General features: G+C 66.7%; 31 protein-coding genes and 2 tRNA genes. 18 read left to right on the top strand and 15 right to left on the bottom strand.

Annotated features, from left to right (window positions below; genetic code table 11):
• Positions 1 to 71 precede the first annotated feature (71 nt).
• Positions 72 to 710 carry a TetR/AcrR family transcriptional regulator gene (locus tag ACJH7A_RS24470; protein ID WP_406784099.1) on the top strand — a complete coding sequence of 213 codons (639 nt, stop codon included), beginning with the start codon at positions 72 to 74 and terminating at the stop codon, positions 708 to 710.
• A 1-nt stretch (position 711) separates the two neighbouring features.
• On the opposite strand, the gene ACJH7A_RS24475 is transcribed toward ACJH7A_RS24470, so the two are convergent.
• Entirely contained in the window at positions 712 to 1338 is a 627-nt protein-coding gene (locus ACJH7A_RS24475; RefSeq protein ID WP_212807448.1) for a TetR/AcrR family transcriptional regulator, read from the bottom strand.
• 94 nt (positions 1339 to 1432) lie between these two features.
• On the opposite strand from ACJH7A_RS24475, the gene ACJH7A_RS24480 reads away from it, so the two are divergent.
• Genes ACJH7A_RS24480 through ACJH7A_RS24490 form a run of 3 tightly spaced genes read left to right on the top strand, consistent with a single transcriptional unit; the run spans position 1433 to position 4082 of the window.
• Positions 1433 to 3019 (top strand): alcohol dehydrogenase catalytic domain-containing protein, encoded by a 1587-nt coding sequence (locus ACJH7A_RS24480; protein WP_406802845.1) that lies wholly within the window; start codon positions 1433 to 1435, stop codon positions 3017 to 3019.
• A 5-nt stretch (positions 3020 to 3024) separates the two neighbouring features.
• Positions 3025 to 3831, top strand: coding sequence for an alpha/beta hydrolase (locus tag ACJH7A_RS24485; protein WP_406784096.1), 807 nt, complete (start codon positions 3025 to 3027; stop codon positions 3829 to 3831).
• Positions 3828 to 4082 (top strand): hypothetical protein, encoded by a 255-nt coding sequence (locus ACJH7A_RS24490; protein ID WP_406784095.1) that lies wholly within the window; start codon positions 3828 to 3830, stop codon positions 4080 to 4082. Before ACJH7A_RS24485 ends, ACJH7A_RS24490 begins: the two co-directional genes overlap by 4 nt.
• Positions 4083 to 4145: 63 nt before the next feature.
• Here ACJH7A_RS24490 and ACJH7A_RS24495 read toward each other — a convergent pair.
• Together ACJH7A_RS24495 and ACJH7A_RS24500 are read right to left on the bottom strand one after the other, a co-directional pair.
• Positions 4146 to 4221 (bottom strand) — tRNA-Arg (locus ACJH7A_RS24495).
• Between the two features lie 24 nt (positions 4222 to 4245).
• Positions 4246 to 4337, bottom strand: a tRNA-Ser gene (locus ACJH7A_RS24500).
• Between the two features lie 127 nt (positions 4338 to 4464).
• Between ACJH7A_RS24500 and hisC the strand changes: the two genes are divergently transcribed.
• Positions 4465 to 5526, top strand: a complete 1062-nt coding sequence (gene hisC, locus ACJH7A_RS24505; RefSeq protein ID WP_212807451.1) for a histidinol-phosphate transaminase — start codon at positions 4465 to 4467, stop codon at positions 5524 to 5526.
• Here hisC and ACJH7A_RS24510 read toward each other — a convergent pair.
• On the bottom strand, positions 5501 to 6058 hold the full coding sequence (locus tag ACJH7A_RS24510) for a TIGR03086 family metal-binding protein (protein WP_212807452.1): 558 nt from the start codon (positions 6056 to 6058) through the stop codon (positions 5501 to 5503). The genes hisC and ACJH7A_RS24510 overlap by 26 nt on opposite strands.
• A gap of 43 nt (positions 6059 to 6101) precedes the next feature.
• Between ACJH7A_RS24510 and ACJH7A_RS24515 the strand changes: the two genes are divergently transcribed.
• The 4 genes from ACJH7A_RS24515 (at position 6102) to ACJH7A_RS24530 (ending at position 8920) form a co-directional block, all read left to right on the top strand.
• On the top strand, positions 6102 to 6932 hold the full coding sequence (locus tag ACJH7A_RS24515) for a crotonase/enoyl-CoA hydratase family protein (RefSeq protein ID WP_212807453.1): 831 nt from the start codon (positions 6102 to 6104) through the stop codon (positions 6930 to 6932).
• 6 nt (positions 6933 to 6938) lie between these two features.
• A complete protein-coding gene (locus ACJH7A_RS24520) occupies positions 6939 to 7841 on the top strand; it encodes an undecaprenyl-diphosphate phosphatase (RefSeq protein ID WP_406802851.1) in 903 nt (300 codons plus the stop codon).
• Positions 7842 to 7954: 113 nt separating this feature from the next.
• Positions 7955 to 8578 carry a hypothetical protein gene (locus ACJH7A_RS24525; RefSeq protein WP_406802847.1) on the top strand — a complete coding sequence of 208 codons (624 nt, stop codon included), beginning with the start codon at positions 7955 to 7957 and terminating at the stop codon, positions 8576 to 8578.
• 30 nt (positions 8579 to 8608) lie between these two features.
• Positions 8609 to 8920 (top strand): hypothetical protein, encoded by a 312-nt coding sequence (locus ACJH7A_RS24530; RefSeq protein WP_061005035.1) that lies wholly within the window; start codon positions 8609 to 8611, stop codon positions 8918 to 8920.
• 242 nt (positions 8921 to 9162) lie between these two features.
• On the opposite strand, the gene ACJH7A_RS24535 is transcribed toward ACJH7A_RS24530, so the two are convergent.
• The 4 genes from ACJH7A_RS24535 to ACJH7A_RS24550 are packed head-to-tail and all read right to left on the bottom strand — an operon-like array spanning position 9163 to position 11406.
• A complete protein-coding gene (locus ACJH7A_RS24535; protein ID WP_061005037.1) occupies positions 9163 to 9831 on the bottom strand; it encodes a sterol desaturase family protein in 669 nt (222 codons plus the stop codon).
• Complete coding sequence (locus ACJH7A_RS24540) at positions 9828 to 10553, bottom strand: FadR/GntR family transcriptional regulator (RefSeq protein ID WP_061005039.1); 726 nt, start codon at positions 10551 to 10553, stop codon at positions 9828 to 9830. The genes ACJH7A_RS24535 and ACJH7A_RS24540 overlap by 4 nt, the downstream gene beginning before the upstream one ends.
• A gap of 49 nt (positions 10554 to 10602) precedes the next feature.
• Complete coding sequence (locus ACJH7A_RS24545) at positions 10603 to 11073, bottom strand: PPOX class F420-dependent oxidoreductase (protein WP_110783943.1); 471 nt, start codon at positions 11071 to 11073, stop codon at positions 10603 to 10605.
• Positions 11074 to 11109: 36 nt separating this feature from the next.
• The gene (locus tag ACJH7A_RS24550) at positions 11110 to 11406 is read right to left on the bottom strand and encodes a YciI family protein (RefSeq protein WP_061005043.1); all 297 of its coding nucleotides are present in this window, start codon (positions 11404 to 11406) and stop codon (positions 11110 to 11112) included.
• A gap of 81 nt (positions 11407 to 11487) precedes the next feature.
• On the opposite strand from ACJH7A_RS24550, the gene ACJH7A_RS24555 reads away from it, so the two are divergent.
• Positions 11488 to 12000: an OsmC family protein gene (locus ACJH7A_RS24555; RefSeq protein WP_061005045.1), complete on the top strand. Its 513-nt coding sequence runs from the start codon at positions 11488 to 11490 to the stop codon at positions 11998 to 12000.
• Here ACJH7A_RS24555 and ACJH7A_RS24560 read toward each other — a convergent pair whose 3' ends face one another.
• Entirely contained in the window at positions 12001 to 12186 is a 186-nt protein-coding gene (locus ACJH7A_RS24560) for a helix-turn-helix domain-containing protein (protein ID WP_082761750.1), read from the bottom strand.
• A gap of 47 nt (positions 12187 to 12233) precedes the next feature.
• On the opposite strand from ACJH7A_RS24560, the gene ACJH7A_RS24565 reads away from it, so the two are divergent.
• Positions 12234 to 12440, top strand: a complete 207-nt coding sequence (locus tag ACJH7A_RS24565) for a hypothetical protein (RefSeq protein WP_061005048.1) — start codon at positions 12234 to 12236, stop codon at positions 12438 to 12440.
• A 155-nt stretch (positions 12441 to 12595) separates the two neighbouring features.
• On the opposite strand, the gene ACJH7A_RS24570 is transcribed toward ACJH7A_RS24565, so the two are convergent.
• The gene (locus ACJH7A_RS24570; RefSeq protein WP_061005049.1) at positions 12596 to 13093 is read right to left on the bottom strand and encodes a hypothetical protein; all 498 of its coding nucleotides are present in this window, start codon (positions 13091 to 13093) and stop codon (positions 12596 to 12598) included.
• Positions 13093 to 13731, bottom strand: coding sequence for a hypothetical protein (locus tag ACJH7A_RS24575; protein ID WP_131808773.1), 639 nt, complete (start codon positions 13729 to 13731; stop codon positions 13093 to 13095). Before ACJH7A_RS24575 ends, ACJH7A_RS24570 begins: the two co-directional genes overlap by 1 nt.
• A gap of 379 nt (positions 13732 to 14110) precedes the next feature.
• On the opposite strand from ACJH7A_RS24575, the gene ACJH7A_RS24580 reads away from it, so the two are divergent.
• Positions 14111 to 14344 carry a hypothetical protein gene (locus ACJH7A_RS24580; RefSeq protein ID WP_061005053.1) on the top strand — a complete coding sequence of 78 codons (234 nt, stop codon included), beginning with the start codon at positions 14111 to 14113 and terminating at the stop codon, positions 14342 to 14344.
• An 18-nt stretch (positions 14345 to 14362) separates the two neighbouring features.
• Positions 14363 to 14686 carry a hypothetical protein gene (locus tag ACJH7A_RS24585; protein WP_061005054.1) on the top strand — a complete coding sequence of 108 codons (324 nt, stop codon included), beginning with the start codon at positions 14363 to 14365 and terminating at the stop codon, positions 14684 to 14686.
• A gap of 74 nt (positions 14687 to 14760) precedes the next feature.
• Here ACJH7A_RS24585 and ACJH7A_RS24590 read toward each other — a convergent pair whose 3' ends face one another.
• The 3 genes from ACJH7A_RS24590 to ACJH7A_RS24600 form a co-directional block, all read right to left on the bottom strand.
• Positions 14761 to 15180, bottom strand: coding sequence for a hypothetical protein (locus ACJH7A_RS24590; protein ID WP_061005056.1), 420 nt, complete (start codon positions 15178 to 15180; stop codon positions 14761 to 14763).
• The gene (locus tag ACJH7A_RS24595; protein WP_061005058.1) at positions 15177 to 15773 is read right to left on the bottom strand and encodes a uracil-DNA glycosylase family protein; all 597 of its coding nucleotides are present in this window, start codon (positions 15771 to 15773) and stop codon (positions 15177 to 15179) included. Before ACJH7A_RS24595 ends, ACJH7A_RS24590 begins: the two co-directional genes overlap by 4 nt.
• Before the next feature lie 123 nt (positions 15774 to 15896).
• A complete protein-coding gene (locus ACJH7A_RS24600) occupies positions 15897 to 16433 on the bottom strand; it encodes a hypothetical protein (protein WP_061009449.1) in 537 nt (178 codons plus the stop codon).
• A gap of 166 nt (positions 16434 to 16599) precedes the next feature.
• Here ACJH7A_RS24600 and ACJH7A_RS24605 point away from each other — a divergent pair, with 166 nt between their 5' ends.
• The 4 genes from ACJH7A_RS24605 to ACJH7A_RS24620 all read left to right on the top strand — a co-directional run bounded on the left by ACJH7A_RS24605 (position 16600) and on the right by ACJH7A_RS24620 (position 18610).
• Positions 16600 to 17286, top strand: coding sequence for a hypothetical protein (locus ACJH7A_RS24605; RefSeq protein ID WP_061005080.1), 687 nt, complete (start codon positions 16600 to 16602; stop codon positions 17284 to 17286).
• A gap of 78 nt (positions 17287 to 17364) precedes the next feature.
• Positions 17365 to 17994, top strand: a complete 630-nt coding sequence (locus ACJH7A_RS24610; RefSeq protein ID WP_061005061.1) for a hypothetical protein — start codon at positions 17365 to 17367, stop codon at positions 17992 to 17994.
• Between the two features lie 17 nt (positions 17995 to 18011).
• Entirely contained in the window at positions 18012 to 18167 is a 156-nt protein-coding gene (locus tag ACJH7A_RS24615) for a hypothetical protein (protein ID WP_162563559.1), read from the top strand.
• Between the two features lie 149 nt (positions 18168 to 18316).
• Entirely contained in the window at positions 18317 to 18610 is a 294-nt protein-coding gene (locus tag ACJH7A_RS24620) for a hypothetical protein (RefSeq protein WP_061005063.1), read from the top strand.
• Between the two features lie 5 nt (positions 18611 to 18615).
• Here the strand turns inward: ACJH7A_RS24620 and ACJH7A_RS24625 are convergent, their stop codons facing one another.
• Positions 18616 to 19401, bottom strand: coding sequence for a hypothetical protein (locus ACJH7A_RS24625; RefSeq protein ID WP_406802848.1), 786 nt, complete (start codon positions 19399 to 19401; stop codon positions 18616 to 18618).
• 241 nt (positions 19402 to 19642) lie between these two features.
• On the opposite strand from ACJH7A_RS24625, the gene ACJH7A_RS24630 reads away from it, so the two are divergent.
• A partial coding sequence (locus ACJH7A_RS24630; RefSeq protein WP_406802849.1) for an IS30 family transposase occupies positions 19643 to 20859 on the top strand: 1217 nt, incomplete at its 3' end.

The raw sequence follows: 20859 nt of genomic DNA on the forward strand, positions 1-20859 counted from the left end.
GAATTCGATTCGTGTTCGACTTTAGGTAGTGCGCCGGGCGCCGTCAATGAAGGCGGCTATGCTCTCGAAAGATGCCCACCACCCCGCCTTCAAGCGCCGGACGGTCCCGTCCGGCAGCAGTTCAGCGCCGCGGCGTGGAGCGCACACAGGCGCTCCTCGACGCGGCCGAAACGCTGCTCAGCGAGCAGGGCTACGCGGCCGCCACGCTCAAAGCCGTCGGCGAGCTGGCCGGCATCCCGACCGCGTCGGTCTACCACTACTTCGCGGACCGTCATCAGCTCGAAGCCGAACTCGTGCAACGGCATATCGCCGCGCTCGACGACATCCTGACGGCTGCGCTCGAGCGCAGCCGCGCCCGCACCCTGCGCGGCGCCATCAACGTGCTGATCGACACCATGGTCGACTACTTCCGTGAGCACCGCAGCCTGATCGCGCTGTGGTTCGTCGAACGCACGTCTGCCGTTGGCGAATCCGCCCGCGCTGCCGACGAAGCGTGGGCCGAACAGTTCTGGCGGTACCTCATCGAGCGCGAGCTGTTGCATCCGGACACACCGGTCCTGGTCGTACTGCTGACCTTCGAAGCCGGCAACCGACTTCTCGACGTCGCCTTCCGACAGTCGCCGACCGGCGACGAGGTCGTCATCGACGAAGTGCGACGGATGAGTACCGCCTATCTGGAGACCTACGCCCCCACGAAGCGGGCGCGCTGAGTCAGCCCGCCGCGGCCGCGATGGCGTCGCTGAGCATGCGCGCGCACAGCGCGATGTAGTCCGCGCGGGAAATGACGACGTCGCCGGCAGCGAGCGCGACCGCGGCGTCCACCTGGCCGCCGACGAGTACCCGTGTCGCCATGGCCAGACGGCCGGTCGTCCGGTCGTCCATGGGGCCGACGACGGCGGCCACCTGCTCGGTCACGAACGCGACGTACTGATCGGTCGCCACCCTCTTCCGCGCCGCGACGGCCGCGACGCCGGCGGATTCGGCGTACAACCGCGCCCTGGGTACATCGCTGATGATGACGTCGTAGAACACGGCCAACGCGGCGCTCGCCCGCTCGACGATGTCGGGCCCGCAGGCGTCCACGGCCGCCAGCGTCTGCGTGAAAACGTCCCGCATCACGTCGTCGAACAGGGCGGCGAGCAGCTCGTCACGGTTCGCGAAATGCTCGTAGAAGTACCGCTGGCTGAGCCGCGCCCGCCGGCAGACGGTGTTCATCCGCAACCCGGCGACGCCCACCTCCGCGACTTCGTCCAGGCCCGCCGCGATCAGGCGATTCCGGCGGTCCTGCACGCGCTGATCGGCGTTCACACCACGGAAAGGCCGCGTCACGGTCGTCATATCTCAATCTTGACACAGCTCTGTTCCAGGAACACTATTGTTCCTACTTCGGCCCGATCGGCCGCCATCCACAGCACGCCAAGAAAGGCCGCCGATGAACCTCACCGACCGATTCCAGGATCTGATCGACCGCGGCGTCGCCCCGACGCTCGACCAGCTCGACGCGCTGTACGACGACGCGTCCGCCGTCGGCGTCGACGACGTGCTCGGCGAATGGGCGGGCGGCGTGTTCGGCCTGGGCCACCCCGCCGAAGCGCAGCTGGAGGCGATCAAATGGGCCGGCAAGTCCTTCGGCGCCGCCGATGACGTCGCACCGATTGTCTGCTTCGACGACGCGGGACGCCGTTTCGTGAACCCCATCTTCGGCGGCGCGAGCCTGCGGCTGACGGACTACCGCGGCAGCGCAACCGCCACGATGACCTACCACGACCTGCCGATGGCGGATCATTTCCGGAAGATCTCCGACACCATCCTCATCGGGGCGATGGAAGCGCCGGGGCAGAGCCGGGCCGGCTACTTCTACCTGACCCGGATGGACACCACCGAGCGGCCGCGCGATCCCGAGTTCGTCTCGTGCGAACCGGCCCGCACCGCGGACGCCGCTGTCCTGCGCGCACCGGGCCAACCGTTCGAAGTCACCCAGGTCGAGCTCGAAAGTCCGCGCCCCGACGAGGTTCTCGTGCGTATCGAGGCGGTCGGCATCTGTCACAGCGACCTCGCGATCGCCGGAATGGCGCAGCCCCAACAACTTCCGATGGTTCTCGGCCATGAAGGCGCGGGCGTCATCGAGGCCGTCGGGGCCGATGTGACGGACCTCCAGCCCGGCGATCACGTCGTGCTCAGCTACGCGTGGTGCGGGGAATGCACCAATTGCAGACGCGACCGGATGGCGTACTGCTCGCGCTCCAACATGCTCAACCTCACCGGCGCCCGGCTCGACGGCAGCGGTGGCATGCGGATCGGCACCACGCCGGTGCATGCCCGCTTCTGCGGCCAATCCTCTTTCGCCACATACGCTCTCGCCGTCGCTCACACCGTGGTACGCGTCCCGAAGGACGTGCCGTTCGACGTACTCGCTCCCCTCGGTTGCGGCGTCCAGACCGGCGCGGGCACGGTACTGAACGCGCTGCGCCCCGAGCCGGGTTCATCGATCGCGGTGTTCGCCGCGGGCTCGGTGGGGCTGTCGGCCATCATGGCCGCGAAGGTGGCCGGCTGCGAACGGATCATCGCCGTGGACCCCAAACCGCAACGGCGGGAGCTTGCGGTGTCGTTGGGCGCCACCGACGCCGTCGATCCCGCCTACGCCAGAAGCGCCGTCCGGTCCGGCGTCGACTACGCCGTCGACTGCATCGGCAAACCGGAATCCGCGCGCGCCGCAATCGCCAGCCTGGCGTCGCCCGGCGTCTGCGCCGTCGTCGGCCTGCAGGGCCTGAGCACCCCCATCCAGGTCGACCTCGCGAAGCTCGTCGGCAAGGGTCAGACCCTCTGCGGTGTCGTCGAAGGCCAGGCGGTGCCACGCCGCTTCATCCCGACGCTCATCGACCTGTACCGCAGCGGTGCGCTACCCGTCGACCGCTTGATCACCACGTTCGGGCTCGACGAGATCAACGACGCCATCGCGGCGACGCAACGCGGAGATGTCGTCAAAGCCGTGTTGCTGCCGGCGGGACCGCGTCGGTAGCCGGGATGTCTGGTCACCGCCCGAGTCGTCGCAGCAAGTTCGTTCAGCGTCTGCTCTACATGTTCTTCCGGCCGATGTTCGTCATCGGCGAACCCAGCGGCATCCAACTGGCGGCGTTGCGGTTCGTGGTCGAACAGTTCGCTCCTCGGCCCGATCGCGGCACCGACGTCGAATCGACCGTCGAAAACGGCGTCCGTTGCGCCTGGGTCACCGCAGACGGCGCCGGCCGCGACGGCGTGGTGCTCTACCTGCATGGTGGCGGCTATTTCGTCGGCTCCGCACACGCAGCAGCCGGGACTGCCGCGCGGATCTCTGCTGCCAGCGGACTACGCGTCTGCGTGCCCGACTACTGCCTGTTGCCCGAACATCCGGTCCCGGCTGCGGCTGATGACGCTGTCGCCGTCTACCGCGCGCTGCTGGCAGCTGGTGTCGACCCCGCCACCCTGGTGGTGGCGGGCGATTCGGCCGGCGGCCATCTCGCGGCGTGCCTGGTCAACGAGGTGAAGGACAGTGGATTGCCGCTGCCGCGAGCCGTGGTGCTGTGGTCGCCGGTGATCGATCCGCTCGGCCAAGCGGCCATCGCCGCCGACCGAAGGCGACGCGACGCCGTTCTCGCCGTCCCGTTCTGGGCGCCGGCGTTGCGAAAGCATCTCACCGATGCCCGCGAGGCCACTCGCATGAACCCACTCGCCGACGTCGACCACCGGTGGTCGCGGTGGACGATGATCTACGAAGCGCCGCAGGGCAATTGCGTCAGGCGGCAGCACCAGGGGACCCGCTGGAACGCATCCAGTCGTACACGGCGGCCTTGATTGACTGGTTCTGCTCAGGCCTCATCGTCACGCCGTCCGACGAACTCGTCGCGCCGCTGCGGGAGGCCATTGCACACGGTTGCCGATCCGGCTGCGTCTCATCGCGCGATCCAGATGGCGACGCGCAGGCCATATTTCATCTCGTCCTCGGCGTGCTCGTCACGCACACCACCATCGGCCGGCCGGCGTCCCGCAAGGAACTCGAAATGGCGGTCATGGGGACAATCAGGGGCGCCCTCAGGGTGCGCTGACGAGACCGCACTCACCCGCCAACGACAACAGGCCAGAAGCGTGAGCTTCTGGCCTGTTGTTTGTGGTGCGCCCGAAGGGATTCGAACCCCTAACCTTCTGATCCGTAGTCAGATGCTCTATCCGTTGAGCTACGGGCGCATTGGGTACAACTATTCAGTTATGTGGCGGAGGCGAGAGGATTTGAACCTCCGGTCCCCTGTAAGGGGGACAACTCATTAGCAGTGAGTCCCATTCGGCCGCTCTGGCACGCCTCCTGAACGATCCGAGGGTACCGGACTCTTGCACCCCGGAACCGCCGAGGGCATACGGTACACAGTCAACGCCCACAAAGGCAAAGCGCGACGCCAGAGCGCCATCTGCCGTCCACCTAGACTGTCCCGGGTGACCGCCCGCCTGCGCCCCGAGATGGACGCTCTGCCTGCCTACACCCCCGGCCGCACAGTGCCCGGCGCCATCAAGATCGCCAGCAACGAGACCGTCGACGGACCGCTGCCCAGCGTCCGCGAAGCCATCGTCAAAGCGATGGACAACATCAACCGCTACCCGGACAACGGCTACGCGGCGCTGCGTGAACGACTGGCGGCCTACGTCGGGTTCGCGCCCAACCAGATCTCGGTGGGCTGCGGGTCGGTGAGCCTGTGCCAGCAGCTCGTCCAGATCACCGCCTCGGTCGGCGACGAGGTGCTGTTCGCGTGGCGCAGCTTCGAGATCTACCCACTGCAGGTCCGCACCGCCGGCGCGACGCCCGTGCCCGTCCCGCTGACGGACTACACGCACGATCTGGACGCCATGCTGGCCGCGATCACCGACCGCACGCGACTGATCTTCGTCTGCAACCCCAACAACCCCACCTCGACGGTCGTCGACCCGGTCAAGCTGGCCGAGTTCGTCGCCAAGGTCCCGCCGCACATCCTGGTGGTCCTGGACGAGGCGTACGTCGAGTACATCCGCGACGGCCTCCTGCCGGACAGTCTGGCGCTGGTGCGCAAGCACCCCAACGTCGTCGTCCTGCGCACCTTCTCGAAGGCCTACGGCCTGGCCGGACTGCGGATTGGCTACGCCGTCGCACACGAGGACATCGTCACCGCGCTGGGCAAGGTGTACGTGCCGTTCACGGCGACCAGCGTCAGCCAGGCCGCGGCCATCGCCTGCCTGGACGCCGCCGACGAACTGCTGGCGCGCACCGACGCGGTGGTGGCCGAGCGGGCCCGGGTCAGCGCCGCCCTGCGCGACGCAGGGTTCGAGCTGCCCGACTCGCAGGCCAACTTCGTCTGGCTGCCGTTGAGCCCGGAAGACACCGCCGACTTCGTCGACGCGGCCGCCGACAACAAGCTGCTGGTGCGGCCCTACGGCGGGGAAGGCGTGCGCGTCACCGTCACGGTGCCGCACGAGAACGACCTGTTCCTCGACTTCGCGGTCAGGTGGCGCGGCGGCGGCCGGTGAAGCCGATCAGCTGATCCAGTGCACTCGCATCAGCCGGTACCTCGACGGGGTCGTCGAACCCGACGGCCGCGCGCGCCGCGGGACTGATCACAGCCCTGGTCATGACGAGGACGTACTCGGCCAGGTCCTCCGGGGCGTCCACGTCGCGGCCGACGGCCGTTGCGTAGTCCCAGGCATGGACGAGGAATTCGAGAGGCAGGATGCCGGCGATCTGCGCGGCGGGCATCTCCCCCGGCCCCGCCGCGACGGTGCCCTCCAGCCCCCTGCTGCGCCACGCGGCCAGAGCAGGCCGGGCTGCGGCGGTGACCTGGTCGACGATCGGCGCCGCGGCGTCACGCTCGGGCAGCTGCGCGCCGGCGATCCCGCCGATGACCGTGATCGAGTTCATCAGGTGATCGGTGAGGGCCGCCACATCGAACTCGGTGCACGGCGTCTGCCGCGCCGCATCGTCAGGCCCGAGACCGGCCAACACCCGCTCGAGCACGTCCAGACTGGCCTCGCCGGCCTCGATCACATCGGACGGAATCGTCATGGGCGAGACGCTACGCCCAGGTTGACCGGCTAGCCTGCCGATCATGGGTGAAACCTCGGGAAGCTTCGAATCGCTCTCCATTGAGACCAAGGACCACGTCGCACAGGTGACGCTGCTCGGGCCGGGCAAGGGCAATGCCATGGGTCCGGCCTTCTGGGCCGAGCTGCCGGTGGCCTTCGCCGCCCTGGACGCCGACCCCGACGTGCGGGCCATCGTGCTCACCGGGTCGGGCCGCAACTTCAGCTATGGACTGGATCTGCCCGCGATGGGCGGCATGCTGGCACCCATGCTCGGGGGCGGGCTGGCCAAGGAACGCGCCGACTTCCACACCGCGCTGCGGGCCATGCAGCAGGCGATCACCGCGGTCGCCGACTGCCGCACCCCCACCATCGCCTCGATCCAGGGCTGGTGCATCGGCGGCGGTGTCGACCTGATCTCGGCGGTGGACATCCGCTACGCGAGCGCCGATGCCAAGTTCTCGGTGCGCGAAGTGAAGTTGGCCATCGTCGCCGACGTGGGCTCGCTGGCCCGGTTGCCGCTCATCCTGAACGACGGTCATCTGCGTGAATTGGCGTTGACGGGCAAGGACTTCGACGCTGCCCGCGCCGAGAAGATCGGCCTGGTGAACGACGTCTACGCCGACGCCGACGCGTCGCTCGCTGCCGCGCACGAGACCGCACGTGAGATCGCCGCGAACCCGCCGCTGACGGTGCGCGGTGTCAAAGACGTACTGGATGAGCAACGCACGGAACGGGTTTCGGCCAGCCTGCGGTACGTCGCGGCCTGGAACTCGGCGTTCATCGCGTCGAAGGATCTGAGCGAAGGCATCACCGCGATGTTCGAGAAGCGCGCGCCGGAGTTCAAGGGCGAGTAAGGGCGAATCACCTTGAGCCTCAACTACATCGAAGCGATCGTAGTCGGCGCGTTCCAGGGTGTCACCGAGCTGTTCCCGGTGTCGAGCCTGGGCCACTCGATCCTGGTTCCGGCTCTGGTCGGTGGGCAATGGGCCCAGGATCTGAGCATGACGGCCGAGAAGTCGCCGTACCTCGCGTTCCTGGTGGCCGTGCACGTCGCGACGGCGCTGGCGCTGCTGGTGTTCTTCTGGCGGGACTGGGTGGCGGTCGCCGGCGGTTTGGTGACGTCGATCAAGAACCGGAAGATCACCACCTCCGCTGAGCGCCTGGCATGGCTGCTGATCCTGGCGACCATCCCGGTCGGTATCGCCGGGCTGGCGCTAGATCACGCGCTGCGCACGTCGCTGGGCAAGCCGATTCCGGCTGCAGCCTTCCTGGCGATCAACGGCGTCGTTCTCTTTGTGGGCGAACGGCTTCGGCATCGAACCGCGTCGGCCGTGCCCGCCGCCGTGCATTCGGAAGGCCTCAACAACTCCGACGAGCGGTTGGCCCGGCTCCCGATCCCGGAGGCCATGGGCATCGGTGCGGCCCAGATTCTGGCGCTGCTGCCCGGTATCAGCCGATCCGGCGCCACCATGGTCGCCGGCGTGCTGCGCGGTTTGTCGCATGAGGACGCCGCACGGTTCTCGTTCCTCTTGGCGACACCGGTGATCCTGGCCGCGGGGGCGCTGAAGATTCCGGAGCTGTTCGGACCGGCCGGCGACGGCATCGGCGGCCAGGTGCTGGCCGGCAGCGCGGCCGCCTTCGTCGCGGCATATCTGTCGGTGCGGTTCCTGGTGAAGTACTTCGAGACGCGCACGCTCACGCCGTTCGCCATCTACTGCGTGGTGGCCGGGCTCGGCAGTCTGGCGTGGCTGACGCTGCACTGAGCGCGGTCGCGTTCCCCACCTGAAGACGAATTGCCCTGGGCTGTAACCCGGCTGCCTATCTGTCAGTGGCAGCCAGCCCATGGCAACTCGTCTCGAGGGGAAAGAGAACCTCAGTGCCCCAACTCAATCGCGCGTGCGTCGTCACCATCGTGTTCGCGGGAACCGCTTTTCTCGGCGCCTGCTCCAGTGTCGACGCCGCGAAGCCGACGTCCACCCTCCGTACCACCACCGCGCCTGCGCCCGCGAAGCTGACGAGCGCGGACTTCATGGCCGTATGTCAGGGCGCAACACAATCACGCGCCGCCAGCTACCGCCCGGATACCAAGTTCCACAAGACGATTCTCTTCACTCCGCTGGGCCACGACCTTGTCGAGGACACCAGCACGTTGCCGTCCGACTGGACGGTGCAATTCGATGCGGACCGCAACACCTATGCCGCCATCGACACCGTGGTCTGCGTGGAAACCAAAACCGAGCAATCCGTCAAGGAATGCACTGGCTACCAGGACAACGGGCACTCGACCGCCAACAAGGTCGACCTTCGGACCACCGTCTACGCCGTCTCGGTCCGAGCGGCCGCGACCGGGACAGAGCTCGGCAGCACCGAGTTGTCCGATTCGGACACCACCTGCCCGATGTTCATGTCTTTCGATGACGACACGCAGACCAAGACGTACAACGTGCCGCCACCCAAAGACGACCTGATCGCCTTCGTGAAGCCCTTCGTCCAGCCCTGAATTCTCCTGCAGCACAATCGGAGTACTCGCATGCCCAAAATCAGCCGGGCGGCCGTCGGCGCTGCCATGGGTGCCCTCATCACTTCGTCAGCGGTCCTGGCGGGCCCGGCCGAGGCCGTCGGCGGTCCCGGCGGCTTCGGCAACGCACAAGACACCATCAATGCGCTTCAGGCGCAAGGGTTCACCGTGCTGCTCAATGGCGCCGCGGTCTATCCCCTTTCCGGATGCAAGGTCCTCGGCATCGAGGGGCTGCGCAACGACAACGTCGATTCCGCGGGCGCCATTATCGACCGGACGAAGATGACCGTTGCGTGGGTGGACATCTCGTGTAAGGGCGGCTAGGAGCGTGGGTCGGTAACGGCTCGGGTGGGGTGTAGCGCGAGCGTGCGGTCAGATCGCAAATTCGTGGGCAGAGGCGCTCTGGTTGCACCGTCGGATCGCCAAGTGCTGGGCACTTGACAAGCAAATGTCTTGTGGACGTTGACTGTGCACTGCCGTAGAAAAGTACGAGTACCCAACTGCGTAGACGCACAGTCATCCGCAAAAATCGATGAGGACCCCATCCTTATTACCGACCCGCGTCCCTAATTCACCGACCCGTGCAGGTTCTTCGCCGTGGGGCTGGTCTCGACGGTGGCGGGGTCCGGATAGGTGCCGAGCACCCGATCGGAGGTGCCCGACGTCGTGACCGAGAACCAGTAGTGCTCGTTCTTGAAATGGTGCAGGCGATGATTGCGCCACACCGCCTTGTAGAAGCGATGGCGCGGCTTGTAGTCGGTGTGGACGAGGTAGTGCGTCCACTCATAGCCCATCAGGATCAGCGATTCGACCACGATGAACGACAGCGTGGCCGAAACCGGCGCACCCACCAGGGCGCCGATGCCCAGCGGCAACGCCACGATCGCCGCGATCAGCCACGGCAGCGTCGGGGTCGGGATGAACACCAGGTCGATCTCGCGGGGATTCGCGTGGTGCCGTCGATGGTCGCGGGCGACGAGGGTGTCCACTGTTACGCGGCCGAGTTTCCGAGGTCGCCAGTGCAGGATGAAGACGTGAATCACCCACTCCACGAACGGGAACAGCAGCGCGAGTACCAGGGGCGCCCACAGGTCGCGTAGCGCCAGGCCGCCGACGGCGATCCGCGCTGCGACCGCCCCGACCACGAGCGTCAGGATCATCCACGGCGTCGGATGACGCCAGAACTCGCGGGCCGCCTGGCCGAGGGTCACGCCCCGGGTACCGGTGATCGTCACTGCGCCTCCATCTGGTCGAGAAATTCGGTGAGCACCGTCGTGGCGCCGCCGAGCACGGTCGACGCGGCTCGGCGCGCTTTCAGCGCGGAGCCCGACGTCACCGCCTCGGCGAGCTTGCGGTACCCGGCCGCGGGTTCGGCGGCGGCCACGGCGTCGGCGACGACCGCGAGCATCGGTTCGTACACCCGGCGCATCCCGTTGAAGATCAGCGTCATCGCGATCGAATTCGCCCCGGTGACAAGGCAATCCCAGAAATCAAGGGCGGCCAGCTGTTGCGTCGGCCCGCTCTGCGCGCGCTCGATGTCGGCGAGGGCCCGCGCCAGTGGTTCGGCGAGACCGCTCCCCGACCGCGCCGCCGCCCGTTCGGCGATCCACGGGCCGAGGTACTCCCGCACCTCCAGGACGCTGCGCACCACCGACGGGTTCACCATCGCCCCGTCGGGCGCCTCCACCAGCAGGTAGGGCAGTAGATCAAGGCCGCCTGTGCGGGTGATGTCGTTGACGACGGCGCCGTCACCCTGCCGGACATCGAGATGCCCGGACGCCACCAGCCGCTGGATCGCCTCACGCACCACGGGCCGCGAAACGCCCAGCACCTCGGCCAGCTTGCGTTCACTCGGCAGGCGCGAGCCCGGCGGCTGGGCGCCCGCGACGAGCTGCTTGAGCAGCTGGTCGTGCACCTCGTCCGCTGCCGAGCGCCGCTTGATCGACGTCAACTCCATGACGACGACAGTAACCCGCCAAAGGTAAGAGGTCTAGTGGTCTTACCAATTAAAGCGACGTCGTCGACGCAGGCGTGATCTCGATGTAGGCCATCGGAATATCGAACGCGGAGCTGCTCTTGTCGAGCGTCCGCTCGAACAGCTTCATGGCCGGCGACCAGTTGGCGGCGATCACTGCGTCGGCGTGCGCATGCTCGGCCTCCGGCAGGATGCGGGCGATGCCGGCCGCCGGTTGTCCCGTCGGCTTGCCCCGAAGATTGCACGGCACCACCACCACGCGCGGATCGTTGCGCAGCCGCTTCACCTTCCCCGTTGACGCGTCCGTGCGGATGTACAACTTCCCTTCGGCCACACCGTGATTGATCGGGCTGGGCATGGCCTCACCGGACCGCTTGAACGTGACCAGCACGATCTGCCGCGCTTGGTCGAAGCCCGAAAAATCAGCGGCGGTCGGCTCCCCGATATCGAAGGCCTCCCGGTGGCGCAGTTTGTCCATGCCCCGAAACATCAACTTGCTCATGGCCGAAACCGCGTTACTGGGCATCTTCTCGTCCGATCACTCTGACAACAACCAGGTCTTCACAGCCCAGTCGGTTACCGCGCCGCCGACGACGAACGGGTCAGCCGCCGCGAACCGCTCGGCGGCGTCCTTGTCGGTGAACACGGCCAGTGCCCCGAACTCCCCCGGCGCGGCGTCCTGCACCGGACCGAGCATGAGCAGGACTCCCGGCTGTTCCTTCCGGAACCGATCGGCGTGCGCCTGGTGCGCCGGAAACAGCTCGGGCACCTTCGCGCGTGCCTGCTCCGTCGACGAATAGACCAGCAGGTAGCGCGGCAGCCACTGAGCCGTCATAACCGCAGCCTAATCCGGACATTGAATTCATCGTGGGCCCAACGGTCGAACCCCGACGCCGACGCAAATAAAGTCTGCGGCGTGACTGCTTCCGTGACTTCCCTCAACGCGATCACCGATGCCACCCGTGCGGCCGTCTCCGACAATCCCGCCGCGGCCGCCGTGGTGTTCAAGGCCTCGGCGCAGCCGGAAGGCACCGTCGGCAGCGAGATCACGCTCGGCAAGTACCAGGTACACGTCGACGAGCCGCCGGCACTCGGCGGGCAGAACACGGCACCCAACCCGGTCGAGTACTACCTGGCATCGCTGCTGTCGTGCCAGGTGGTGACCTACCGGTTCTGGGCCGAGCGGCTCGGCATCCAGGTCGACTCCCTCAGCGCCAGCGCCGAAGGCGACCTCGATGTGCGCGGCTTCTTCGGGCTGGACGACAACGTCCGACCCGGCTTTCAGCAGATCCGGGTGACCGTCAACGTCTCGGGCCCGGAGACCGCCGAGCGGTACCGCGAACTGCAGGACGCGGTGGATGCGCACTGCCCGGTGCTGGATCTGACGACCGCCGCGACCCCGGTGCACACGCAGCTGACCATCGGATGACTACCTGAGGGCAGCACCTGTCGTCGCGCCCAGGCGCGTGGCGTCCGGTGTTGTGCCGGTCCACCCGCGGTAGGCGCGGTAGAAGGAACTGGTGTCCTTGTAGCCGACCAGCAGTGCGATCTGGGCCACGCTGGTATCGCCGGTAGTGAGGTAATGGTGGGCAAGGCTTTCCCGAGTTCGGCGCAGTAGCCGCCGATCGCATTGTCAATAGCTACGCCGCGTTCATCGGGGATATGACCAGGGCCGCAATGCTCGCTTACCGCATTGATGATGACGTCCATCCGAGCATCACTCTGCTCGATCGTGGGATTGTTGGCGCTGCGCAGGGCCTCAAGAAGTGCCGGCGCTCGGCGTCCAAGCTCTTCTTCAATCACGACGCGGTGCGCGGGTTCAACCGCGTCAAGAACGTTGGTCATCTGCGCCAGTCTGATTTCTCGTGATTTAGTCCCACAACACCGACGCATGCAAGAACAGTCCCCAGCTAAACGCCGCACCGTAATCGCGCCCTTCCCATTCGAATTCGCGGCCTTCGTGCGCGGGGAGGATCTTGTCGAAAAAAGGCCTCCTATCAGTGCTGCTTGCTGGACCAAAAGCTTCAGCGAATTCTGATAAGTCCATACTCCACGGCTGCTGTTCCCCGCGGAGACGCAGCCTTCTGCGCCTTCCCTCTGGCTCGGCGATACTCCGCCGACTCGAGTCCACCGTCGTCGTCGGAGGTAGCAGTGAAGACGAAGTCGGGCCACAACACACTGCGGTAGGTCAATGATCGGGTATCAGGGTCCCCTGCATCTCCGACGAGATGTTTGAGGCGCTCGAATCTGGTCGATTCGTCGTCGAACAGGCCAGCGATGCGCTGATGGATGTCTTCAGCATCATCGAAGGACAGCCCCTCGCTGGTGCCGTTCACCCCGGGGACGCGAGAGCTGCGCAGCTCGACTGCGCCGACGTTCGCCTGCTTGGCGGCGGCGATCCACGCGGTCTCGGCCGCGTGCCACGAGCCGTCGCGGGCGACGAGTGCAGCGGCAGCCGAACCGGGGATCAGCTGCACGTGCCCACCCATCCGCGCGTAACGCAGCGCGTCTGCGTCATCCATTACAGGCTCGGGCGGGAGCTGCACCGGCGGCGCAGGAGGCGGTGCGATCCCGAGGCCCAGCGGGTCGTAGTCGCGGGGTCGGGCTGATGCAGTTGTGCGTTGAGCTTCGCCATCTCCACGTCGTGCCGCCACGCCTCGTCCGCCTGCGCGTACCCGGTCTTGGCTTCGTCGGCGGCGGCGCCTGTCTTCAACGCGGGCAGGACGATCAGGCCGCCGATGACGCCACCGACCACCAGCCCGGCCACGCCACCGAAGGCGTAGCCCAGGGCGATGGTGCCCAGGCCGATGCCGAACCAGCCGATGCTGCGCTCGCTGCGCTTGTCTGCGCGGTACGCCCCGGCCCGGGCGGTGCCCGGCTGCAGCGTTTGGCTGCGGTCGCTCTTGTCGCGGTTCGCCATTACGGCGATCACTCCCATCGCGATGAGACCCACGCCTAGGAAGTGCCACAACGACAGGTCGGGCAGCTTCTCCGCGAATCCCGCCACGCCGGTTTTCGGCGGCTCGGGTGGGCACGTCACCGCGAGGGTGGCGGGATCGGCGACGCACGGATCAGCGGCGGCTGGCCCCGCGGTGCCACACACCACCGCCGCGAAAGTAGCGACGGCAGCGAGCCGAAGAATGTTTGCTGTAGTGCTCATGCCTCCAGCTGTACAGCACGTTTGCACGTTGCGCAAGGAGCGCGCTGAAGGTTGCTTCAGCGTGTCCCGCGACTCATTCTCTGAAACAGAGAGTAGAGACAGCATGCTGACGTCGATGCATGTCACAGCAGCATTCTCTGTTTCAGAGAATGGTGCCGAGTCGCCTCCGGTGAATCCGAGGGTGCACCTTGCGCACCGTGCGAACGTGAGGTACGAATGACATTACTCTAGATGGGCTATTAACTTTGCTACACAACGTGTAGTTGAGAGAAGGCACGATGACCGACAACGGCGAGTACACGGGGCCGGCGCAGCACCCGCACCGCGGGCTCTTCGCGCGCCTGCGTGATTGGTGGCTGATGCGGAAAGTGGGCCGGCGATGAGCACCGCCGCGATGGTGCGGGCGGTGCAGGACCAGGCGCTGGCCGACGGGCACACCGCCGCGACGGTCGCGGTGTACGGCGGGTTGGTACGGACGATGTCGCACTTGCTTGGCGGTGATGCGGACCTCGACCATCTTCCCGAGGACGCCGTGCTGCAAGCCGGGATCGCAGAGGTGCCGACCGACACGGTGGCCTACATGGCCGAGTGGCTCCTCCGGAACGCGGAGTGAATCACGAACGCCGCGGACGTGCTGGACCAGCTGGACGAACTCGAGGATGCCTTCCCCGTGATCCCGGCCGGCGCCGAGGCGTACCGCCGCGCGGCCGAGGAGCTGGTGCTCGCTGCCGGCCACTGCTGCGCGGCGGTGAGCTGGGGCGGCACAGAGGCGGTCTTCGAGTTCGTGCGCCTCTACACCGAATGCGATCCCGACCTCCACGCGCTCATCGCGCGCGACGCGGTGGCCACCGCTGCGTTGCGACAGCTGTCCGACGACGAGCTCCGCGGCGTGCGCGGGTGGGTGCGCGAGAACTGGGTCGAGATCGACCAGCTGGCGACGCAGGCTGCTGCCTGATCTCATTCCCCGCGTGACGGGGCTGCTTACTGCTGAGGGTCCAGGCGATGGCGGCGGACTCGATCGCCTGATGTTCAACCCAGTCCGAGGTGCTCGCGAACGACCGCGATGTCCCGCGTTCGGTCACGCACGATCCGCCGCGATCTCACGGTGAAGGCAGCCTTCTCGATCACGACGAGACGCAGCCCGCGCTCGAGGATCAGGGCGCGCTTGCGTGCGTCGTAGATGCGGCGCTGCTGGCCGCGGTCGACCCCGGAGACGGTCTGGCGCCGGTCGAACAACTCCACCGCTTCCGAGTGCTGCTCCTCCTGGAACTCCACAACGAGACCCAGATCGGGCCAGTACCCGTCGACGGGGAGTGTCGACCCGCGGGGTCGCTTGGCGGACGGGTCTCCCCGCAGCCAATCGAACCTCGCCTGCCGGACGCCGGGCGCGCCGATAACTGCGTCGCACAGGTCGAGAACGTAGTACTCGTCTGAGTCCGCGCGGCTCACCCAACCTCAAACCCCCACTTGATCGCACGGGCGAGACTCGGCGAGTAGTACGCGCGGTCGGCCGTCTCCTTGAACCTCAACGAGCCGGGGTGTTCCGGGAACAGCAGGTACGTAGTGTCCGGCTTGACGGTCCGCGGCTTCACGAACGGCCACGCAAGGCGGCGCGCGTCGAGATACCGCGCCGTGAGCACCTTCTCCGCGTCGGCGCCGAGTCCGATGATGAGCCGCGGCCCGACGACGTCCAACTCCTCGTGGAGGAAGTGTCGGCAGTTGTCGATCTCGTACGAATGCGATTTCCGATCGTTGACGGGGTGACAGTGCACCACGTTCGTGATGAACAGCTCGCTCTTCTTACGGTCCGCGCGCTCCAACGCATCGTCGATGTAGCCACCGCTGCCCCCGGTGAACGGGATGCCTGACTCCATGCACTTGCGGCACAGGCTCTGACCGACGATCGCCACCGGGGCATCCGCCGCTCCGTACCCAGGAGCTGAAGCGGTCACCTTCGGCTCGTTCATCCCCGGACACTTGCGGCACTCGCTGATGCGGGCGGCGATGAGGTTCAGCTGTTGTCGTCGGTTATCGCGTGCCATCGCGGGATCGTCTCATTGGCTGCCGACAACCCACAGCCGAATCACAGGTGCAGTGGTTGTTCCCGCCTTTGGGGCACGTGCGATCAGCCGCGGCGGGCAAGTAGGGTTACCTCCCGTTGAGGCTCAACTGCCAGACGGCGCGGCCCCACCCGCAGTCACCGTGATCGCGCCGTTCGCCGTCATCTGCTCCAACACTTTCACCGCGCTCAGGTTGGCACTCGCCTCCCGATCTCCGGACTTCGCGTATGCGCACTGTTTGTCCTGAGACAGCAACTTCGCCTTCCGACCGGTGAACGACACTCCGCCCTCCGTCCCGGTCTCGATCGGACCCAGCTCCCACGCTCCCCCGGTACAGCTCACGCCGCCGAAGATGATTATGTGCGCCCCGGTGGCCGATCCCCCCGCTGCGAGTGCCTGTGCGTCAGATTCCAGATGCGAGTCACCCTCAGGTTCCATGAGCACCTCGCGGATCGTGTACTTCGTCTGGTAGCCGCGCGCCGCCCAGCCAGTTGGAATGACGAGCCCGAGTGATCCATCGTTCAGCTGGAACATCTGCTGCGCCGCCGCGGTAGGCGACGACGAGGTTGACGACGTGTCACCACAGCCCGCCGCCAGCACCCCCGACGCGGCGAGTACAGCGGCGATCACTGACGGCTTCATCTCGGCTCCCCGGGTTGCTTCACAGCCCGCGGACGCGGACACTCCGCCGAACCGTATGTGGCCGGTGGCCCTTCACACCATCGTCCGATCGGCGGACACCGGCTATCTGACGCGCTTACGCCAGATTCACCCCAGCGCGTCGGTGACCCGTGCGACGCTTTCGCGCATGACGCACACCGCCGCGCAGTTGCAGGCCCTTACCGCCCGCTGCGAGCAGTTCCGTGGCGAGGAGGCCCCGGAAGGCTACCCGAACAGCTTGGCCCTCTGCATCGTCGACAGCGTGCAGTCGACGGGCGTGCGATACCCGAGCGTCAAGCAGGTGGTCGCGCGCTACAAGGCGTACCGCCGCGATCGGAACGGCGACCCGAGCACCGACGGCATCCCGGAGCTCCTCCAGACGTTCGACGACTGCGACGGCCCGGCCGGCTGGGCCGAGAAGATCGGCAACGGGCACCGCACCAGCACCCGCGCAGGGGCACCACTCAAGTCTGTTGCGATCCAGCAGGTGGCCCAGGCGCTCGACGGGTTCGGCATCTACACGACTCAGGATCTGCGCGACCGCGCCGACGACGAGGCTTACTTCGCCGAGGTGCGCAGGGCCTGGTGTCGGGTGGTCGGTCAGAGGTCCGGGATCACGTGGAGGTACGCCGGGATGCTGGCCGGGGTGGACGGGGTGAAACCGGACCGGATGATCTGTCGGTTCGTCACGCAGTCGCTAGACCCGGGGCAGCGGCGCCGCAGCGTCGACACCGAGTTCGCCTACGGCATCGTGATGGCCGCGGCCGGGGAGCTGGGCATGACGGCGTTCGCGCTGGATCACGCGATCTGGCAGTACCAGCGGGGCCGGCGGTAAGCCAATTCCGTAGGCGCACATGGTGGCCCGCCGCCTTGAGGTGAGCTGGTTGTCGTACCCCGCTGTCAGTATCTGCTCGTGTTCCCGATCGCCGACAGCCCGTACGCGCAACACGTCGCGCTGTGGGTTGCAGGCGGGGATCAGACCGCGTTCACCGACGCGTTGGCCGCGCACGAGACGGCCTCGTGGACAGGAGGGTGCACCGGTTACGTCGACGAGTCCATGGCGACGTTCGACCACCAGGAGCACTGGATCGCGCGTTGCCTTGCGCGCCAAGGACATAACGTCATCGCCCTGCCGTCGCGTCCGCTCGCCGGCCTGCGCTCCCCCGACGCCGCCGTGAGCGGGCTGCTGACCGAGTTCAAGACCTACACGGGTCTGGATCCGCGGCAGCTGCTGATCAGGGTCGGCCAAGCGCGTCCGCAAGCCGACCGCGTGGTGGTCGGGGTTGAGGCGCAGTGGGGTATCACGTTGGTACGTGAGGTGTTCGCGGTGGCCATCGATTCGGCTCGCCGACGCACCATGCGGGCGGTGATGTTCATCGGAGCCGACTTCCAGCTCGAGTGGGGCGACTGGAACCCATGCTTCACGGATTCCGTGGATACCACTCACCCGACGGCCAAGGGCGGGTCGGGGGCGGCTCCCGACCATGTGCTCTGCCGGCCGAGCCGGCGAGTTGTCCAGTCTCCCACCGCATCACCGACGTGAAAGGGATGGTCACCACGATGGATCTTCTGCGGCGCAACTACGACCTGGTCGCCACCGTCGGTACCGGGGCCACCTTCGTGACGCTCGGCGCTCCATGGTGGCTGTGGTCCGCGTACGGCGTCATGGTGACGTTCCAGATCGGCAACCGTGTCGTTCGCGGTTGGTCGCGCTGAACCGTTCACCTCGGTGGTGTCACCCCAGCCTCGTACGATTTCTACCCATGCACGCGCTGTTCTCGGCCGGCGGCCTACCGCTCATGCCGTAGCCCCGCCCCGCGGCGATCTGCGGACTCGGTGGGGCTGCCCGTCTGAGGAGGACCGCCGTGTGCCGTACCGATGCCCACACGCCCTACCGTGTCCGCGTAGCCCGCCGCGAGATCGCGGTGCGCGCCGTCCACCGCTGCGTGGGCGGTGTGTGCGACTTGCCCGCCCTCGATCCCGACTGGTCGATCGGGCGTATCGGCCGCTGCTACCACGATTTCGTCTACACCGGCACCAACGTCTGCTCGTGCTGGATGTGCCACTGGCACTCGCGTCCGGAGGTGCGCCGAGCGGCGGTGCGAGCTGAGCTTCGGGCTGTGGCCCGTGAGTGGAACGCCGCCAAGGTGGAAGCGTGAAGACGTTACAGACTGGACAGCTCGGCTGGGAGGAGCAGCTGGCCGTATTTCTGCTCTGCTATCTGCACCAGCTCATCCATCGACCCGACCCCGGTAAGCAGGATCGCCGGCCGCCACGGCTCCGCGTGCTTCCACAGCACAGCCATGCCGGTTTCCGGGATGAAGTACGCCATGGCACCGAAGGTGTCGTCGCGGCCGGGGACGCCGATCCTCGTGCTCTGGGATGGGTCTCCGCCGGGTGGGACCTGAAACACCAGCCCCTGCTCGCCGTTCGGTCCGGTGGTGAACTCGCCTTCCGTGTACCACGGCCCTGACCCCGCCGGATCGCTGTGAAACCGGAATGGTTGGGTCGCATCGCCGCTCGCGCGGGTCGTGTACCCGCCGACGCTTGGGATGTCATCGAACAGCACGATCGTCATCATCGTGGAGACCAGCCGCTGCTCCGGTGGAAAGCCGGGCAGCGCCGCGTACTGGTGCTGGAACGCCCGGAATGCGTCGGCGTCACCGATCCAGAGCCGACTCAGGTTCGAGCTGTCCTCGACTTCACCTCCGGTGATCCGCCACAGCTGCGGGTCGAGTGCGCGCTTGGCGATCAGGAACGACTTGGAGACCTTCATCGCGTCGTGTTCGGCGCTGTACTTGCGGAGTTCCTCCACGATCTCGGTCAAGGGTCTGCCCCGGAGTCCGGTCACGTACCGGATCGCGGTCGCCGGGTTGTCGCCGGCCGCTGCAACGGCGATGTCGTCGTCGACGATCACGATCTTGAGGCACGGGTGGGTGGGCGGGTTCACACGGTCGTCGCAACACTCATGAATGTGAGGGGTTGCGGCGATCGTGTCGTTTTCGGGGGAACGTTCTCGGCGTGATGATCAGCTAGCAAAGCTGATCGACGAGGGCGTGTCGGTGCGGGAAGCGGCGCAGGCATTGAGGTTGTCGGAGCCACGGGTGTATGCGATCTTGCGGGCGATGGGGCAGCCGCTGGGTCCACTGAGACCGGGCATGTGTGGCGTTGATCCGGTTCAGGTGGCCGATGTGTTCATCAAGACCGGCTCGGTGAACGCGGCCGCCAAGGCGGTCGGTCGGGCGCATTCCACAGTTCGGAAGGTGCTCGTTGATCAGGGCTTGATCGAGCCCGAGCGGCAGCGGCGGGGTAAGTCCGCTGCGCGGGCTCGGTTCTTTGCACTGCTCAATGAAGGTTGGTCTGTCACGCGGGCGGCCCGTGAGGTTGAGGTCCATGTCAAGACAGGCCAGCGTTGGCGGTACGGGGACCGGCGAGTCGGCAACACGCGGGTGCATCCCGATGGCACGGTCAGCGATGCCGCCACCGGCAGGCGGTACACACGACCGGTGAAAACCCGTGCAGCCCATATTGAAACCACATCTGATGACGAGTCGGCTAGCAGGTATTTGCAGCTTGCTGATCGGCTGGCGATCGCTGATGGACTGGCCGCCGGGCTGGCCCGCACCGCGATCGCCGACATGATCGGCCGGCATAAGTCCACGGTGTCCCGCGAAATCACCGAGCGCAGTATCGAGGGCCTGTATCTGCCGTATCAGGCCGATGCGGCGGCCGCAGTGGCCCGGTCACGGCCGAAAGAGTCCAAACTGGTCACCAACCAGAGGCTGCGGGAACAGGTCGAACAGGGGCTGGATCAGCGGTGGTCCCCGGAAGAGATTTCGCATCGCCTGGTCAAGGACTTTCCAGACGACGAGAGCATGCGGGTGAGCCACGAAACGATCTATCAAGCCCTGTATTTTCAGGCCCGTGGTGGGCTGAAAAAGGAAGTGGCTCAAGCACTTCGGTCCGGCCGCACCACACGCAAACCGCAACGCAAACCCGGCGAACGCTACCAGCGGTTCGTCGACCCGATGCTCATGATCGCCGACCGGCCCGACATCGAGGATCGGGCGGTACCCGGGCACTGGGAGGGCGACCTGATCATGGGTGAACTCAACAAGACCGCGATCGGCACCCTGGTCGAACGCACCACCCGCTACACGATGCTGGTGCACCTGCCCGGCAGCCATGACGCTGAAACGGTTCGCGACGGGCTGATCGCCACCATGATGACCCTGCCCGAGCATCTGCGGGGATCGCTGACCTGGGACCAAGGCGCCGAGATGGCCGGACACAAGGGATTCACCACAGCCACCGACATGCAGGTCTACTTCTGTGGTTCCCCCGAGATCGTGGAGGGTTCCTTATGCCGCTTCCGGCGTGATGTTGGATTCCCTGATCTCGTAGTTGA

Origin of the sequence: Mycobacterium sp. SMC-17, assembly GCF_045310915.1 — a bacterium.
Taxonomy (GTDB): Bacteria; Actinomycetota; Actinomycetes; order Mycobacteriales; family Mycobacteriaceae; genus Mycobacterium.